We start from the raw sequence: 16,067 nt of genomic DNA, 5'->3' as shown, positions 1-16,067 counted from the left end.
CCGGTTCAAAAGCGGTTCCACACCAGGGTTGGTAAAAAGATAACAAGACTGCTTGCGTCCACTATGTGGTTCCCGAACAACAAACCATTTGTTGCAGGGAACACCAACTAAATAACAACACCACAATGTTGTAACCACAACACTTCCCACCCCCCGGGACACCCGGGCGGACGGGTAACAAGGTTACGGCGGTCATAGCGTGGGGGANAACAAACCATTTGTTGCAGGGAACACCAACTAAATAACAACACCACAATGTTGTAACCACAACACTTCCCACCCCCCGGGACACCCGGGCGGACGGGTAACAAGGTTACGGCGGTCATAGCGTGGGGGAAACGCCCGGTCCCATTCCGAACCCGGAAGCTAAGACCCACAGCGCCGATGGTACTGCACCCGGGAGGGTGTGGGAGAGTAGGTCACCGCCGGACATACATTCAAGCAGGGCCCTGACAACAACGTCAGGGCCCTGCTGCATTTAACCCCCGGGTTACAACCACCAGCACGCCGGCTACCCGCAGCCAAGGGTCGCGGCGTGGGAGGCCACGCAGACGGTAAAGTTGGGCACCATGGACAGCCTCTTCAGCCACGCGCAGGAACCCACCGGGAACGACGACGAATCGGCCCCCGAGGCACTGGGCCCCGTGGTGAACACGGTGATAGTTCCGGGAAGCGTTGGCCATGCCTTCGCGGGCTTTACGGACCACACGCACCTGTGGTGGCCCCTGGAATCGCACGGCGTCTACGGTGCAGGCTCCTACGTGGAATTCGAGGAGAACCTCATCCTGGAGACAGCCGACGACGGCCGGACCACCATCTGGGGAACCCTTGATGACTGGCAGCCGCCATTGTCATTCCATGCCACGTGGCATCCCGGCACCACCGCGCTGTGGTCCACTGAACTCCTCGTCGCCTTCCGTGCCGTCGCGGACGGCACCGAGGTCCGGGTCTTCCATGAGGGGTGGGAAGGTGCCGAAGATCCAGCCGCCACCAGGGCGAAGTATGCCAGCGACTGGCCGGGGATCCTTGCGCGGTACGCTCGTTTCATGGGTGCTGCAGGCACCCCGGGCGCATAGGGTCAGGCCCCCGTCCTAGCCCGGCCTAGACTGGGGGAACACGCGCTACGAGGGACGGAGGCTTCGTGGGAAGCATAGTGGACGAGCTGGAAGCCATCCTTGCGCCCGGGCAGATAGAGGTGGGCGAGGCCGCGCTCCGCAGGTACGCCGTGGACCAGGCCCCCATCATCGACTTTCAGCTGCCGTTGGCCGTGGTCTTCCCGGAATCCGTGGCAGACGTCCAGGCCGTCGTCCGCGCCTGCGCAGGCAGCAGTGTAGCCCTCGTGGCCCGCGGCGCAGGGACGGGAGTCTCCGGCGGGGCCCATGCCACGGAGAACTGCATCATTCTTTCCTTGGAGCGCATGGACCGCATCCTCGCCCTCAGTCCGGATGACGAAACGGCAGCGGTGGAGCCCGGGGTGGTGAACGCAGCCCTCAATGAGGCTGCCGCCATGCATGGGCTGATGTACGCGCCGGATCCAGCCAGCTTCCGCAGCTCCACCATCGGCGGGAACGTTGCCACGAACGCCGGCGGGCTGCGGTGTGCGAAATACGGGGTCACCAGGGACTCGGTCCTCGCGCTCGACGTGGTGCTGGCTGATGGGTCGCTCATCCATACCGGCCACCAGACGTTCAAGGGCGTGGCCGGGTACGACCTCACCAGCCTGTTCGTGGGGTCCGAGGGCACGCTCGGCATCGTCGTCGGGGTCACGGTCCGCTTGAAGTACCTGCCGCAGGAGGTTCACACGGTCGCGGCGTTCTACCCGGACTTCCGGCAGGCTGCCGCGGGTGTCCTGGCCGTCGGCAAAGCACGGGTGCAGCCCGCCATCATGGAATTGCTTGATGGCGGTACGCTGGCCCAGCTCGATGACATCCACGGCTCTGACCTCACCGCCCGGGGCCGGTCATTGCTCCTGATCCAGACAGACGGGTTCGGTGCAGCCGCAGAGGCCCAGGTAGTGCGGGACGTCCTCCGGGCCGGGGGCGCAGCTGTCACCACCGAGGCCAGCGCCGAGGCGGAGCGGTTGGTGGAGCTTCGCCGGCACAGCAGGGGAGTGGAGGTCGACGACGAATACCGCGTGGGCGAGGACGTCGCCGTGCCCCGTTCCCGGCTGGTGGATTACGTTGCCGCCCTGGAATCGATGGCCGTGGACCACGCAGTACACCTCAAGGTGGTGGCGCATGCCGGCGACGGAAACCTGCACCCCACCTTCTGGATCGACCGCACGGGCAACGGTGTCGACGCCGGCGCCATGGAACGGCTGCAACGGGTCCTGGACGAGTCCATCACAGCCGCGCTGGAAATGGGCGGGACGATTACGGGCGAGCACGGAGTTGGCCAGTACAAATTGCGCTGGCTGGGCCAGGAACAGGCGGAGCCGGTCCGGGAACTCCAGCGCAGGATCAAGGAACTGTTTGATCCTGCGGGCATCCTCAACCCCGGGAAGGCTATCTAGGCTTTGGCGTGCGGTTCAGTCGTCCGAGTCGGGGTACTCGTCGATTGACTCGTCTTCGCCGTAGCGCGACTCCTCGGTCTCCACTTCGAGGATCTTCAACAGCTCCGTATCCGGGTTCAGCATGATGGCGGCCTCGTCCCGGCGGTGCCGCAGGATTGAGTCGATGTAGGACTGCACAGCCTCCGCCAGCGGGATGTGCCGTTCCTGCTTTTCGGACATGTACCAGCGGTGTTCCAGGACTTCGTGCACCACTTCAGCGGGTTCGAGCTTGCCGGAAAGGTCCCGCGGAATGGACCTGACGATCGGCTCGAAGATCTGGCTGACCCAGAGGTGGGCGCTGTATTCCTCGTCCATGCCCGGGTTGTTGTCTGCGCGGAACGAATCCATGTCATTGAGGAGGCGGCGGGCCTGGTTCTCCTGGGCGTCGATGCCCGTAAGCCTCAGCAACCGCCGCTGGTGGTGCCCCGCGTCCACCACCTTGGGCTGCAGCTGGATGGTGGTGCCGTTCTGGGTGGTCTTGATGGCGTATTCCTCGACGTCGAAGCCGAGTTCGTTGAGCCGGCGGATCCGGGCGCTGACCCGCCAGCGCTCACCCAGTTCGAAGGACTCCTTTTCGGTAAGCTCCTGCCACAGGCGGCGGTAGCTGTCCATGATCAGCTCGCTGGTGGCCACCGGGTCCACTTTTTCCTCGATCAGCCCGCCGTCGAGCAGGTCCATCAGCTCGCCCGCAATGTTGACCCGGGCGATCTCGAGGTCATATTCACGCTGGCCCGTGGACAGGTCCGGGTACAGCTCGCCGGTCTCCGCGTCCACCAGGTAGGCGGCAAACGCCCCGGCGTCGCGCCTGAACAGCGTATTGGAAAGGGACACGTCGCCCCAGTAGAAGCCGATGAGGTGGAGGCGCACCAGCAGCAGCGCCTGGGCGTCGATAAGGCGCGTCAGCGTGTCCTTGCGGAGCATTTGGGAGAACAGGGCGCGGTACGGCATGGAGAACTTCAGGTGCCGGGTGACCAGCACCGGGTTCAGCGGACGCCCGTCCAGGGTGGTGCGGCCGGTAATCACGGCCACCGGCTCCACGCAGGGGACATCCAGCCGGGCCAGCTTGCGGAGCATGTGGTACTCGTGCCGGGCCACGTGCTCCGACGTCTCCTTGATGGCGATGACGGAGCCGCCAAGATGGGCGAAGCGCACGATGTGGCGGGAGATGCCGCGCGGCAGCGCGGCCAGGTTCTCTGCGGGCCAGTCTTCCAGGGCAATGTGCCACGGCAGGTCCAGGAGCTCGGGGTCCGCGGCCGCCGCCGTGATGTTCAGCGAGCTGGAGACCGAGGCTGCCTTGCCGTCGTCAGCGCTGGCGGCCACAAACCGCGGCAGCTTCCCGATCTGCCCGTAGTCGGTGGGTTCGTCGTGCCACTGGGCGCTGTATTCCTCGGTCATGGCTCAATTCTTCCGTACATCGGGCGGCCCGCTAAATTCTCCTGGGCCGCAGTTAAAGGCCGACGGCGGCCCGCACCATTGCGTAAAGGTGCGGGCCGCCGGCGGCCCGCACCAATGCGGAAACGTGCGGGCCGCCGGCGGCCCGCACCAATGCGGAAACGTGCGGGCCGCCGGCGGCCCGCACCATTGCGTAAAGGTGCGGGCCGCCGTCGGTTTGGCTTTTGCTGGGAATCAGTCGCCGAGGCGCAGGCCGGTCTTGGTGTCGAACAGGTGCACGTGGCCCGACTGCGGACGGACGTAGATGACCTCGCCCTTCATCGGGGGGCGGCGGCCGTCGACGCGGGCCACGATGTCGTGGTCCTTGCCGTCAAGCGTGGTGTGGCCGTAAACGTAGGCGTCGGCGCCGAGCTCTTCGACGACGTCGACCTCAACCTTCAGGCCTTCACCCTGCGGCGCGGTCTCGAGGTCTTCCGGCCGGCTTCCAAGGGTAACGGTGGAGCCGTGTGCTTCCTCGAGGACGTCGCGCGGCACGGGGTAAACGGTGCCGCCGAACTGCACGCCGCCGTCCACCACGGGGAGTTCCAGCAGGTTCATGGCGGGGGAGCCGATGAAGCCGGCAACGAAGACGTTCTTGGGACGGTCGTACAGGTTGCGCGGCGTGTCAACCTGCTGCAGCAGGCCATCCTTCAGCACTGCAACGCGGTCGCCCATGGTCATGGCCTCGACCTGGTCGTGCGTCACGTAGACGGTGGTGACGCCGAGGCGGCGGGTCAGGGATGCGATCTGCGTACGGGTCTGCACGCGGAGCTTGGCGTCAAGGTTGGACAGCGGCTCATCCATGAGGAAGACCTGGGGGTTACGCACGATGGCGCGGCCCATGGCGACGCGCTGGCGCTGGCCGCCGGAGAGTGCCTTCGGCTTGCGGTCCAGGTACTGCTCGAGGTCAAGGAGCTTGGCGGCTTCGCGGACGCGCTCGGCGCGCTCTTCCTTGGAAACGCCTGCGATCTTCAGGGCGAAGCCCATGTTGTCGGCCACAGTCATGTGCGGGTACAGCGCGTAGTTCTGGAAGACCATCGCGATGTCGCGGTCCTTCGGGGGAACATCGGTGACGTCGCGGTCACCGATCAGGATCCGGCCGGCGTTGACGTCCTCAAGGCCTGCGAGCATGCGCAGGGAGGTGGACTTGCCGCAACCGGAGGGTCCAACGAGGACCAGGAATTCGCCATCGGCGATGTCGATGTTGAGCTTATCGACGGCGGGCTTATCTGTGCCCGGGTACAGACGCGTAGCGTTATCAAAAGTAACTGTAGCCACAGTTATCAATCCCTTCACCGGCAGGTACGTGCCGGACGATCCGTTGTGAATGGTTCATGTTTGTTCAGTTTTGTGCTGCTGACGCTCCCGGGCCGAGGCCGAGGAGAGCCGAGTGACGCCGCACGGTTCTTGTGCGCCACATCACATGCAAGAGTATGTCAGATGTTTCAACAATGGTTGCAAATGTTACGGTCATCACATGTGAGCTTGCGCATGCCCGGGCCGGGCTGCACTACCCCTGCGCGGCTGCGGGGTCCTCCTCTGCCACGGCGATGCTCCGCTCCTGGAGCAGCACCTCCAGCAGTTCGGCAATATGGACCGGAGCCTCAACGCGGTATTCGGCCTGGGTGAAGTCAAGGCCCACCTTGACGCCTACGTCCCCCGGCTCCAGGCGCGCCAGGGCGTCTTCGTCCGTGGTGTCATCGCCGGCGAACAGGACACCGGTAGCTCCGGTGATCTGCCGCAGGAAGGTGACGCCCTCGCCTTTGGACGCGTTGACCACCGAGGTTTCAAGGACCCGCTTGCCGTCCTTGAGGAACACCCCCTTCCGGTCCTGCAGCAGGGAGCGGGCAGCAGCCACGGCGTCTTCGGCGACATCATCGGCGGCGAGGCGGGTATGGAGGACCACCCCTGCGGGCTTGTCCTCAAGCGTGGTGCCGGGAGCTTCCCTGACGATGTCCTCCAGGACGGTGCGCACCTCGGCCAGGAGGGCCTTTTGCCCTTCATCGAGCGTGAGCCCGGCGGATCCCGGACCCAGCCATGCCTCGGCGCCATGGCTGCCGATGAGGAGCGTGTCCACCGGAGGGGAGGCGACGGCGCGCAGGCTGGCGAGGGCGCGGCCGGAGATGAGTGCCGTCGTCGTCCGTGGAAGCACGGCGAGGCCGGCGAAGGCGGCCGCCGAGCGCGGCAGCGGCCGGGCGTCGTCGGCGCGGCCGACGATGGGCGCCATCGTGCCGTCGAAATCCATGGCCACGAGCAGGTGCTCGGTCCCGGCGATCCGCCGGATGGCTTCCCGGAGCTCGGGGGACAGCGAAAGCCGGTCCTTGGCGTGGCGGGCGTCATGAGTCATCGCGGACCACCTTTTCGTTGAGCGCGCGCAGGAAGTCGGCGGACCAGTGGTCCACGTCGTGCTCGAGGATCTGCTTGCGCATGGCCCGCATCCGCCGGGACGCGTCCCGCTGTTCCAGGTTCACGGCACGCATGATGGCGCCTTTGAGGCCGTCAATGTCATGCGGATTAATCAGCAGTGCCTGCTTGAGCTGGTCGGCTGCACCGGCGAACTCACTGAGGACCAGGGCACCGTCGTTGTTGGTGCGCGCCGTCACGTATTCCTTGGCCACAAGGTTCATGCCGTCCCGAAGAGCCGTTACCAGCATGACGTCGGCAGCAAGGTACAGCGCCACCATCTCCTCCACCGGATAGCTGTGGTGCAGGTAGCGTACGGCGGTGTTCTCGATGGTGTCGTACGTGCCGTTGATATGGCCCACCGTGCCCTCCACCTCCTCGCGCAGGAGGCGGTACTGCTCAACGCGCTCGCGGCTGGGGCTGGCCACCTGGATCAGGGTGGCGTCGCCAACGGAAAGCTTGCCGTCCGCCAGGAGCTCCTCAAAGGCCTTCAGCCGGTGCCGGATGCCCTTGGTGTAGTCCAGGCGGTCGACGCCGAGCAGGATCGTCTTGGGGTTCCCGAGGTCCTGCCGGATCTGGCGGGCCCGCTCAATGATGTCCGGGTTGGAGGCCAGTTCGGTGATCTGCCGGACGTCAATGGAGATGGGGAATGCCTGCGCCCGGGCAATGTGCGTAACGGCGCCGTCCTGGCCCTTCACATGGACCTGCTGCTGCTTAACGCTGGCGCCGAGGAAGCGGCGTGCGGAGCGCATGAAGTTTCCGGCATCGCTGGGCCGCTGGAAGCCCACCAGGTCGGCACCGAGGAGCCCGTCAATGATGGCCTGGCGCCACGGCAGCTGCGCAAAGATCTCCGGCGGCGGGAACGGGATGTGGTTGAAGAACCCGATCCGGAGGTCCGGCCGCGCTTCGCGCAGCAGGCGCGGCACCAGCTGGAGCTGGTAGTCCTGTACCCACACCGTGGCGCCGTGATCGGCGTGGCGCACGACGGCGTCGGCGAACCTCCTGTTGACCTTGCGGTAGGCGTCCCACCACGTACGGTGGAACTCCGGCGGGGCGATGACGTCGTGGTACAGCGGCCAGAGGGTGGCGTTCGAGAACCCCTCGTAATAGAGCTCCACTTCGTCGGTGCTGAGCTGGACGGGGACCAGGTCCATGCCGCCGTGGCTAAAGGGTTTGACTGTCTCGTCGGGGGCGCCGTGCCACCCTACCCACGCGCCGTCGGTCTTGGTCATCATGGGGGCCAGCGCAGTCACCAGCCCGCCGGGGGACCGGCGCCAGCCGGAGCCGTCATCCCCGCTTTCCCCGGGTGCGCAACGGTCCACCGGCAGCCTGTTCGACACCACCATGAAGTCGTACTTCGTGGCTCCGCCGTGGGCGGAGCCGGCGGTGCCGGACGTAGATGTTGCGGAAGGTTTTTCCTGGACGGGTGTTTGCATTGCGGCCCCCTGGGGTTGCTTGTGCCTCTCAGCCCACCCTAACGGGACGGAATCTTCCGTGCTATTCGTCCGTTGGTCAACCCGGCGGTTAGTTGAAAGCGCAAGCTCCCAGCTTTCTCCCCTAAAATGTAGGAGTTGCCACGAAGTGGTCCCCCCACGTCAACCGACCCAAGGAACACATGAGCCCCGCAAACGAAGTACGTAAGTCCAAGGCTGAGCGCACCGCGGAGGCGCGGGAAAAGGCGCGCCAGATCCGTGAAGCGCAGCTGAAGAAGGACAAGCGCAACAAGCTGCTCATCGGCTGGGGCATCGTGGCCGCCGTCGTCGCCATCCTGGCTGTCGTTGCGCTGGTCGTGACCACCAGCATCAGGCAGAACACCCCCATCGCCGACCAGGGTCCGGTGCCGGCCAACGCCAACGTCAACGGCGGCGTGACCCTGCTGGCCAACTCCGAAGTGAAGAAGACGGACCCGGCCACGGTGGACATGGCCAATCTTCCGGCCAAGCCTGAAACACAGCCCAACCCCGTGGTGGCGCCGGGGGCCGAGGCCGAAGCGGGACAGCCGGTCAAGGTCATTGCATACATCGACTTCATCTGCCCCGTTTGCCTCCGGTTCGAGGAAACATACAACGAGGCCCTGACCAGCCTTCGCAATGAAGGCAAGATCACTATGGAGTACCGGCCGCTGGGCTTCCTGGACCGCCAGTCCAGCACCAACTACTCCTCACGTTCCGCGAACGCCGCCGCGTGCGTTGCAGACAAGGCCCCCGGGAAGTACGCGGATTACATCAATATCCTCTTCGACAACCAGCCCGCCGAGGGCGGAGCCGGCCTGTCTGATGACAAGTTGAAGTCCCTGGCCAGCGACGTTGGCGCAGACATCAACAGCTGCGTGGACGACAAGACTTTCCGTCCCTACGTCAAGTACTCCACCGACCTTGCCGCAAACTCCGGCATCTCGGGGACGCCCACCATCTTCATCGACGGCAAGAAGTGGGACGGCGCCTCGGACCTGAACGCCGAGATCCAGGCGGCCATCGACGCCAAGGCCTAAGAGCCTAACGGCATATCGGCGGCCTGTTCCGGATTCTTCCCGGAACGGGCCGCCGTCTTTAAGGCCGGTTCGGGGCGTTGGCGCGGGCGTTTTTACCACCGGCGCCACTTGGGCTAACCTTATCTAGCGCCGTTCAGGCGCCAGCCCGCAGGGGCACGCCTCCTTAGCTCAGTTGGCCAGAGCACCGCTCTTGTAAAGCGGGGGTCGTCGGTTCGAATCCGACAGGGGGCTCCACTACCCTCTCCTCTCCGGACGGCTAAGCTGGTTCTATCCCGACCATCAGCCTGCTGATAAAAGGAGTGTGGGTGCCATGCCCAAGACCGGAAAGAACGGCCACGCCCGCAAGGATGAGCTGCCCTCCACCCTGCAGCGCTCCGGGCGGAAGGCCCAGGACACGTTCGCCAAAACCTACGATTCAGCCCTTGAGAGCTACGACAATGACGAGCAAAGGGCCGCCCGGGCAGCCTACGCCTCGCTCAAGCACAGCTACGAGAAGGTGGGCGACCACTGGGAGCCGAAGGAAAAACGCGGCCCCTCGGACAAACGGGCCGAAGGGGGCGTGCGGTCCTCCGAGCCCACCGCGGGCGGCGTGAACGCGAACGCCTCGAAGGAACATCTCTATAAGCTCGCGCAGGAGCTGCACATCGACGGCCGTTCCAAGATGGACAAGGACGAACTGGTCAAAGCCATCCAGAAGGCCAGCGATGCGGCTACCCGGAAGGCGCGCGGCTCGTAATTTCCCTTCTGCCTGCCCTTGCCGTACAGCCCCTGCAGGGTGTCGAATCAGAGGACATGTTCAGCCCGGTTGGATGGCGAAGGCGCCAGGAGGTTCCCATGTCGGTCAGAGGCACCAAGGACTCAGCCAGGACAGCGGCCGGAAGGAACGGACCCGAGTCCCGACGTGCCGATGCCTCCGCCGGAATCGCAGCAGAGGAGCCCGCCAAAATCCGCAACGTGGCGCTCGTAGGCCATTCAGGTGCCGGGAAGACCATGCTGATCGAGGCGCTGCTCGCTGCCAACGGCATGATCACCCGCAAGGGATCCATTCCGGACGGGACCACCGTCAGCGATTCCGACCCCGCCGCGGTCCACCAGCAGCGCTCAGTGACCCTGTCGCTGGTGCCGCTGCTGGTTGACGGCATCAAAGTGAACCTCCTGGACACCCCGGGCTACCCGGATTTCATCGGCGAACTCCGTGCAGGACTCCGCGCCGCGGACGCCGCCCTGTTCGTGGTGTCCGCGGTCGACGGAATCGACGCCACCACCACCGCGCTGTGGGATGAATGCGAGCACATGCGCCTGCCCCGTGCCGTCGCCATCACCCGCATGGACCACCCGCGGGCAGATTACGACGGCGTCCTGGCCGCCTGCCGGAAGTCCTTCGGCGAGGGCGTCCTGCCGCTGTACGTTCCGGTCCGGACGGGCGCTGAGGTCACCGGCCTGCTCGGCCTGCTGTCCGGGACGGTCAGCGATTACTCATCCGGGGAGCTGTCCGCAACGACGCGCGAAGCGACCCCCGACGAACTTGCGGCCTTCGGTGCCGCCAGGGGGGACCTCATCGAGGGGATCATCGGCGAGAGCGAAGACGAAACCCTGATGGACCGCTACCTGGCAGGCGAGGACATCGAAACCGACGTCCTTGTCGCTGACCTGGAAACCGCCGTCGAGCGCGGGTCCTTTTTCCCCGTCCTGTCCACGTCGGCCGTCAGCGGACTGGGGACCGCGGAACTGGTGGAGGTCCTGGTCCGGGCCTTCCCGCCTCCGTCGGACGGCCGGGTGCCCGAGGTGACGGACCTGGCGGGCGCGCCCGCCGGGCCCTTGTCCTGCGATCCGGAGGGCCAGTTGGCGGCAGAGGTGGTCCGCACCTCCATCGACCCGTTCCTGGGCCGGATCTGCCTGGTCCGGGTTTTCTCCGGCACGCTCCGGGAGGATGCTCCGGTGCACGTTACCGGCCAGGGCCTGGCCGACCGCGGCCACCAGGACCACGACACGGACGAACGCGTTACGCACCTCTACTCCCCGCTCGGTGCCTCGCTGCGGCCTGTCCCGCACTGCGTGGCGGGGGACATTTGCGCGGTGGCGAAACTGGGAAGCGCCGAAACCGGAGACACCATCTCCGGCCGGGACCGGCCGCTGCTGCTGGCCACCTGGGAGATGCCCGAGCCGCTGCTGCCCGTGGCCGTGGAGGCTGATTCGCGCAGTGACGAAGACGCCCTGGCGCGCAGCCTGGGGAAGATCGCGGCCGGCGATCCCACCTTGCGGGTGGAACGGAACCAGGAAACGCATCAGCTCGTCCTTTGGTGCATGGGGGAGGCCCACGCCGAGGTGGTGCTGGACAGGTTGCGGGACCAGGGCGTGAAGCTGCATACGGTGGACGTGGTGACGCCCTTGCGTGAAACTTTCTCGGCCCCCGCCGCCGGCCATGGGCGGCACGTCAAGCAGTCCGGCGGCCACGGGCAATATGCTGTCTGCGATATTGACGTGGAACCCCTGCCACGCGGCGGTGGCTTCGAATTCGTGGACAGGACGGTGGGCGGCGTGATCCCGGGGACGTTCATCCCGTCCGTGGAGAAGGGCGTCCGTGCCCAGATGGAAAAGGGGGTCAGCGCGGGCTTCCCGGTGGTGGACCTGCGGGTGACGCTCACGGGAGGCAAAGCGCACAGCGTGGATTCCTCCGATGCCGCATTCCAGGCCGCCGGGGCGCTGGCCCTGCGCGAGGCGGCGGCAGCAGGGCGGATCCAACTCCTGGAGCCGGTGTCATCGGTGGTCATCACTGTGACGGACGAGCACGTGGGGTCCGTGATGAGTGACTTGTCCGCCAGGCGCGGCAGGCTCACCGGAACCACCTCCTCCGGTGACGGCCTGACCGAAATCAGCGCTGAAGTCCCGGACCAGGAACTGCTGCGCTATGCCGTCGATTTGCGGGCCCTCACCGCGGGATCCGGGCGCTTCCGCCGCCGGTACCTGCGGCATGATCCGGTACCCGCCAGCTTCAGCACCCCGTAGCCGCACCTGCCATGAACGACGCAGCCAGGAAGATCCAGCGCGTCTACCTGACGCTGACCCTGGGAAACACCCTGGCGGCCTCGTTCATCTGGGGCATCAACACGCTCTTCCTGCTGGATGCGGGCCTAAGCAACCTGGAGGCCTTTGCCGCGAATGCCTTCTTTACGGCCGGCATGGTGCTGTTCGAGGTGCCGACCGGAGTAGTGGCGGACAGTTGGGGCCGCCGGGTTTCCTTCCTGCTGGGCACACTCACGCTGGCCGGGTCCACCTTCCTGTACTACCTGCTGTGGCAGTTTTCAGCCCCGTTCTGGTGGTGGGCCGTGGTCTCGGTCCTGCTGGGCCTGGGCTTCACCTTCTTCTCCGGCGCAGTGGAGGCCTGGCTGGTGGACGCCCTGAGTTTCGCCGGTTACGAAGGCGGGCTGGAAACGGTGCTTGGCCGGGGGCAGATGGTCTCCGGCGTTGCCATGCTGGCGGGCTCCGTGGCCGGCGGGGTCATTGCCCAGGCCAGCAACCTCGGTGTTCCGTTCCTCGTTCGGGTGGGCGTGCTCACCGCCATGTTCGCCGTGGCCTTCCTGCTCATGCACGACGTCGGCTTCACGCCTGAACGTTCGGCCCATCCGCTGCAGGCCACCCGGGCAGTATTGCGGGCATCCGTGGACAACGGACTGAAGAACCCGCCCGTCCGCTTCATCATGCTGGCGGCCCCGTTCACCGAAGGGGTGGGCATCTACGTTTTCTATGCCCTGCAGCCCTACCTGCTTCAGCTTTTCGGAGACCCGCGGGCCTATGCCATAGCGGGCCTGGCGGCGGCCCTGGTGGCAGGAGCGGACGTCGTCGGCGGATGGATGGCGCCCCGGGTCCGGAAACTGGTCCGGCGGCGGACCAGCGTGCTGATAGCCACGAACGTGGCCAGTGCACTCGTCCTGGTGGTGCTCATGTTCACCAGCGTCTTCTGGCTGGCGTTGGTGCTCCTGGCACTCTGGGCAATCGTGTCCTCGGCCGGCACGCCCGTCCGGCAGGCATACCTGAACGACATGATTGCCTCGAAGCAGCGTGCCACAGTGCTGAGCTTCGATTCCCTGATGGGCTCGGCCGGGGGAGTGGTGGTGCAGCCGCTGCTCGGCCGGACCGCGGACCTCTACGGCTACCCGGCTTCACTGGCCGTGGGTGGGGCAGTGCAACTGATTGCGGCTCCCTTTATCCTGCTCAGCCGTCGGCAGCGCTCGCCGGCGGATGTTGCTACCGGAGTCGCGGCAGCGCCCTGAGCTGCAAAGACCCGGGCCCCGGACGCGTCGTCCAAGGCCCGGGTCTGCATGGAGCAGCGCCGCGGCCGCGGTAGCCGCTACTTGACGCCCGCCTCCACGGTTTCGCTGGCCGCCGGCGTCGCTTTTTCCTCGGCGGGCGGAGGTGAAGTCTTCAGCTTGAACCGTTTGCCGAGGTCACCGCCGTCGCCGCTGCGGTTCTTGTTGAAGATATCGAAGCCGACGGCCAAAAGGAGTACCAGGCCCTTGATGAGCTGCTGGTAATCGGTGCCCAGGCCCAGGATGGACATGCCGTTGTTGAGCACTCCCATGATCAGGCCGCCGATCATGGCCCCCGCGACTGTTCCGATCCCACCGGTAACAGCGGCGCCGCCGATGAAGGCTGCAGCGATGGAGTCCAGTTCGAAGCCTGTTCCACCGGCGGGCTGCGCAGAGTTGAGCCGCGCGGTGAAGACCAGGCCTGCGAGCGCGGCGAGCACGCCCATGTTCACGAAGAGCCGGAACGTGACGGCCTTGGTCTTAATGCCTGACAGTTCAGCTGCATGGAGGTTGCCGCCGATCGCGTACGTGTGCCGCCCGAAGACGCTGTTGTTCATCAGGGCGGTGTAGGCGATCACCAGCACGGCCAGGACCACCAGGACGATCGGCGTGCCACGGTAGGAGGCCAGCAGGAAGGTGATGATGAGCATGAGTAGCGCCGTGAAGGCGGTCTTGATGACGAACCAGACCAGGGGTTCGCTCTCGAGGTCGAACTTCCTGCGGATCCTGCGCTCCTTGAGGGCCTGGATCAGCAGTGCCACGGTAGCGCCGGCACCCAGGATCACTGTGAGCCACTCCAGGACGGACGTGCCGCCGGAGATGTCAGGAAGGAAGCCGCCGCCCAGGGCCCGCAGTTCGGCGGGGAAGGGGGTGATCTGCTGGTTCTTGAGGGTGATGAGCGTGAGTCCGCGGAAGATCAGCATGCCCGCCAGTGTGACGATGAAGGCCGGGATCCCCACATAGGCGATCCAGTAGCCCTGCCAGGCGCCCACGAGGGCCCCGACCAGCAGGCAGGCCGGGATTGCGGCCCACCACGGCCAGCCCCAGTGCACAATCATGACGCCGGCCACGGCGCCGATAAAGCCGGCGACGGACCCGACGGAAAGATCGATGTGACCGGCGATGATCACCATCACCATGCCGATGGCCAGGATGAGGATGTAACTGTTCTGGACCACCAGGTTGGTGACGTTCTGCGGTTCCAGCAGGATCCCGCCGGTCAGCCCCTGGAACAGCAGGACGATCAGGATCAGGGCAACGAAGATGCCAACCTGGCGGAGGCGGCTTGTGAGGAATCCGAGCGATTCTCGTAAGGCGGACATTTCGCTATTCCTTCTCTTTGGTCATGTAGTGCATCAGGGTTTCCTGGGTGGCCTCGGCGATGGGGACTTCACCCGTTATGTGGCCGGCGGCGAGGGTGTAGATGCGGTCGCAGATGCCCAGGAGTTCGGGAAGTTCCGAGGAAATGACGATCACGGCTTTTCCTTCGGCCGCGAGTTTGGCGATGATCGTGTAGATCTCGTATTTGGCACCGACGTCGATCCCGCGGGTGGGTTCATCGAGGATGAGCACGTCCGGGTCGGAGAACATCCATTTGCTCAGCACCACCTTCTGCTGGTTGCCGCCGGAGAGCTTGCCGGTGATGGCGGCCACCGAGGGTGCTTTGATGTTCATGCTCTTCCGGTAGCCGTTGGCCACCACGGTCTCCTGGTTCTTGTCCACGAAGCCGCGTTTGGCGAGCTTGCGCAGAGCTGCCAGGGAGATGTTGCGCTTGATGTCCTCGATGAGGTTCAGGCCGTAGTGCTTGCGGTCCTCGGTGGCGTACGCAACGCCGTGCCGGATGGCGTCAGAGACAGTTGAGGTGTTGATTTCCTCGCCGTACTTGTAGACCTTGCCTGACGTTGCGGTGCCGTAGGTACGGCCGAAGACGCTCATGGCGAGTTCCGTGCGTCCGGCGCCCATCAGCCCGGCAAGTCCCACCACTTCGCCCTTCCTGACATGCAGGTTGGCGTTGCGGACCACCATGCGGCTGTGGTCCTGGGGATGCCGGACGGACCAGTCTTCGATCCGGAGGACTTCTTCGCCGATGTTCGGCTCGCGGTCCGGGTACAGGCTCTCCAGGTCACGTCCCACCATGCCGCGGATAATCCGTTCCTGGGTGATCTGGCCCTCATCGAGCCGAAGGGTCTCGATGGTTTTGCCGTCCCGGATGATGGTGACGGCGTCGGCCACCTTGCGGATTTCATTGAGTTTGTGGCTGATGATGATGCTGGTGACCCCCTGGCCCTTCAAATGGAGGATCAGATCCAGCAAGTGGCCGGAATCCTCGTCGTTGAGGGCGGCCGTGGGCTCGTCCAGGATGAGCAGCTTCACTTCCTTGGACAGCGCCTTGGCGATTTCCACGAGCTGCTGCTTGCCCACGCTGATGTGCTGGACGGGAGTGACGGGGTTTTCGTCTAGGCCCACGCGGGCCAGCAGCTTTGCTGCCTCCAGGTTGGTCTTGCGCCAGTCCACCCATCCGTTGGTGGCTTGTTCGTTGCCGAGGTAGATGTTCTCGGCGATTGAGAGGTACGGGCTCAGCGCCAGTTCCTGGTGGATGATCACGATGCCCCGCTTCTCGCTGTCCGAGATGCTGGAGAAGTTGCAGGGTTCGTTTTCGAAGAGGATTTCCCCGTCGAAGGTGTTGTGCGGATAGACGCCGGACAACACTTTCATGAGCGTTGACTTGCCGGCGCCGTTCTCACCGCAGATGGCGTGGACCTCGCCACGGTTCACATCCAAGGTGACGTCCTGCAGCGCTTTCACGCCGGGGAACGTCTTGGTGATTCCTCGCATTTGAAGAATGGGTGTGTTCATCGTCAATTCCCACTGACTGGTCGAAGCT

The 16,067-nt window shown here is 65.3% G+C and carries 12 protein-coding genes, 1 tRNA gene and 1 rRNA gene; 8 read left to right on the top strand and 6 right to left on the bottom strand.

Translation table 11 applies throughout. The annotated features are described in order from the left end of the window. Positions 1-314 precede the first annotated feature (314 nt). From rrf to U7114_RS02665, 3 genes are all read left to right on the top strand, one after another. Positions 315-431: ribosomal RNA gene (gene rrf, locus U7114_RS02675) — 5S ribosomal RNA — on the top strand. Between the two features lie 138 nt (positions 432-569). Continuing rightward, positions 570-1,076, top strand: coding sequence for a hypothetical protein (locus tag U7114_RS02670; protein ID WP_157239097.1), 507 nt, complete (start codon positions 570-572; stop codon positions 1,074-1,076). 65 nt (positions 1,077-1,141) lie between these two features. Continuing rightward, positions 1,142-2,512: an FAD-binding oxidoreductase gene (locus tag U7114_RS02665; protein ID WP_323056484.1), complete on the top strand. Its 1,371-nt coding sequence runs from the start codon at positions 1,142-1,144 to the stop codon at positions 2,510-2,512. A gap of 15 nt (positions 2,513-2,527) precedes the next feature. Here the strand turns inward: U7114_RS02665 and U7114_RS02660 are convergent, their stop codons facing one another. From U7114_RS02660 to U7114_RS02645, 4 genes are all read right to left on the bottom strand, one after another. Further along, the gene (locus U7114_RS02660; protein ID WP_157239094.1) at positions 2,528-3,946 is read right to left on the bottom strand and encodes a DUF4032 domain-containing protein; all 1,419 of its coding nucleotides are present in this window, start codon (positions 3,944-3,946) and stop codon (positions 2,528-2,530) included. A gap of 231 nt (positions 3,947-4,177) precedes the next feature. Continuing rightward, positions 4,178-5,260, bottom strand: coding sequence for an ABC transporter ATP-binding protein (locus tag U7114_RS02655; protein ID WP_018762103.1), 1,083 nt, complete (start codon positions 5,258-5,260; stop codon positions 4,178-4,180). 232 nt (positions 5,261-5,492) lie between these two features. Then, the gene (gene otsB, locus U7114_RS02650) at positions 5,493-6,329 is read right to left on the bottom strand and encodes a trehalose-phosphatase (protein WP_323056483.1); all 837 of its coding nucleotides are present in this window, start codon (positions 6,327-6,329) and stop codon (positions 5,493-5,495) included. Next, complete coding sequence (locus tag U7114_RS02645; RefSeq protein ID WP_157239090.1) at positions 6,319-7,821, bottom strand: alpha,alpha-trehalose-phosphate synthase (UDP-forming); 1,503 nt, start codon at positions 7,819-7,821, stop codon at positions 6,319-6,321. The genes otsB and U7114_RS02645 overlap by 11 nt, the downstream gene beginning before the upstream one ends. Positions 7,822-8,000: 179 nt before the next feature. Between U7114_RS02645 and U7114_RS02640 the strand changes: the two genes are divergently transcribed. The 5 genes from U7114_RS02640 (at position 8,001) to U7114_RS02620 (ending at position 13,147) form a co-directional block, all read left to right on the top strand. Beyond that, positions 8,001-8,876 (top strand): DsbA family protein, encoded by an 876-nt coding sequence (locus U7114_RS02640; protein ID WP_157239089.1) that lies wholly within the window; start codon positions 8,001-8,003, stop codon positions 8,874-8,876. Between the two features lie 157 nt (positions 8,877-9,033). Next, a tRNA-Thr gene (locus tag U7114_RS02635) sits at positions 9,034-9,110 on the top strand. 76 nt (positions 9,111-9,186) lie between these two features. Then, on the top strand, positions 9,187-9,612 hold the full coding sequence (locus U7114_RS02630) for a ChaB family protein (protein WP_323056482.1): 426 nt from the start codon (positions 9,187-9,189) through the stop codon (positions 9,610-9,612). 98 nt (positions 9,613-9,710) lie between these two features. Next, complete coding sequence (locus U7114_RS02625) at positions 9,711-11,882, top strand: elongation factor G-like protein EF-G2 (RefSeq protein ID WP_323056481.1); 2,172 nt, start codon at positions 9,711-9,713, stop codon at positions 11,880-11,882. An 11-nt stretch (positions 11,883-11,893) separates the two neighbouring features. Beyond that, positions 11,894-13,147 carry an MFS transporter gene (locus U7114_RS02620; RefSeq protein ID WP_323056480.1) on the top strand — a complete coding sequence of 418 codons (1,254 nt, stop codon included), beginning with the start codon at positions 11,894-11,896 and terminating at the stop codon, positions 13,145-13,147. 77 nt (positions 13,148-13,224) lie between these two features. On the opposite strand, the gene mmsB is transcribed toward U7114_RS02620, so the two are convergent. Further along, positions 13,225-14,505, bottom strand: a complete 1,281-nt coding sequence (gene mmsB / locus U7114_RS02615; RefSeq protein WP_157239081.1) for a multiple monosaccharide ABC transporter permease — start codon at positions 14,503-14,505, stop codon at positions 13,225-13,227. A gap of 4 nt (positions 14,506-14,509) precedes the next feature. Next, complete coding sequence (gene mmsA, locus U7114_RS02610) at positions 14,510-16,039, bottom strand: multiple monosaccharide ABC transporter ATP-binding protein (protein ID WP_323056479.1); 1,530 nt, start codon at positions 16,037-16,039, stop codon at positions 14,510-14,512. Between the last annotated feature and the right edge of the window lie 28 nt (positions 16,040-16,067).

The organism is Pseudarthrobacter sp. C1 (assembly GCF_034720455.1).
In the GTDB taxonomy this organism is placed as follows: Bacteria; Actinomycetota; Actinomycetes; order Actinomycetales; family Micrococcaceae; genus Arthrobacter.
This window is presented reverse-complemented; position numbering and strand designations above follow the sequence as displayed.

Bases quoted from the DNA above. Each gene is read 5' to 3' on its own strand.
- U7114_RS02640 (WP_157239089.1), top strand. From the start codon at position 8,001: ATGAGCCCCGCAAACGAAGTACGTAAGTCCAAGGCTGAGCGCACCGCG.
- U7114_RS02670 (WP_157239097.1), top strand. From the start codon at position 570: ATGGACAGCCTCTTCAGCCACGCGCAGGAACCCACCGGGAACGACGAC.
- mmsA (WP_323056479.1), bottom strand. From the start codon at position 16,039: ATGAACACACCCATTCTTCAAATGCGAGGAATCACCAAGACGTTCCCC.
- mmsB (WP_157239081.1), bottom strand. From the start codon at position 14,505: ATGTCCGCCTTACGAGAATCGCTCGGATTCCTCACAAGCCGCCTCCGC.
- U7114_RS02660 (WP_157239094.1), bottom strand. From the start codon at position 3,946: ATGACCGAGGAATACAGCGCCCAGTGGCACGACGAACCCACCGACTAC.
- otsB (WP_323056483.1), bottom strand. From the start codon at position 6,329: ATGACTCATGACGCCCGCCACGCCAAGGACCGGCTTTCGCTGTCCCCC.
- U7114_RS02625 (WP_323056481.1), top strand. From the start codon at position 9,711: ATGTCGGTCAGAGGCACCAAGGACTCAGCCAGGACAGCGGCCGGAAGG.
- U7114_RS02630 (WP_323056482.1), top strand. From the start codon at position 9,187: ATGCCCAAGACCGGAAAGAACGGCCACGCCCGCAAGGATGAGCTGCCC.
- U7114_RS02645 (WP_157239090.1), bottom strand. From the start codon at position 7,821: ATGCAAACACCCGTCCAGGAAAAACCTTCCGCAACATCTACGTCCGGC.
- U7114_RS02620 (WP_323056480.1), top strand. From the start codon at position 11,894: ATGAACGACGCAGCCAGGAAGATCCAGCGCGTCTACCTGACGCTGACC.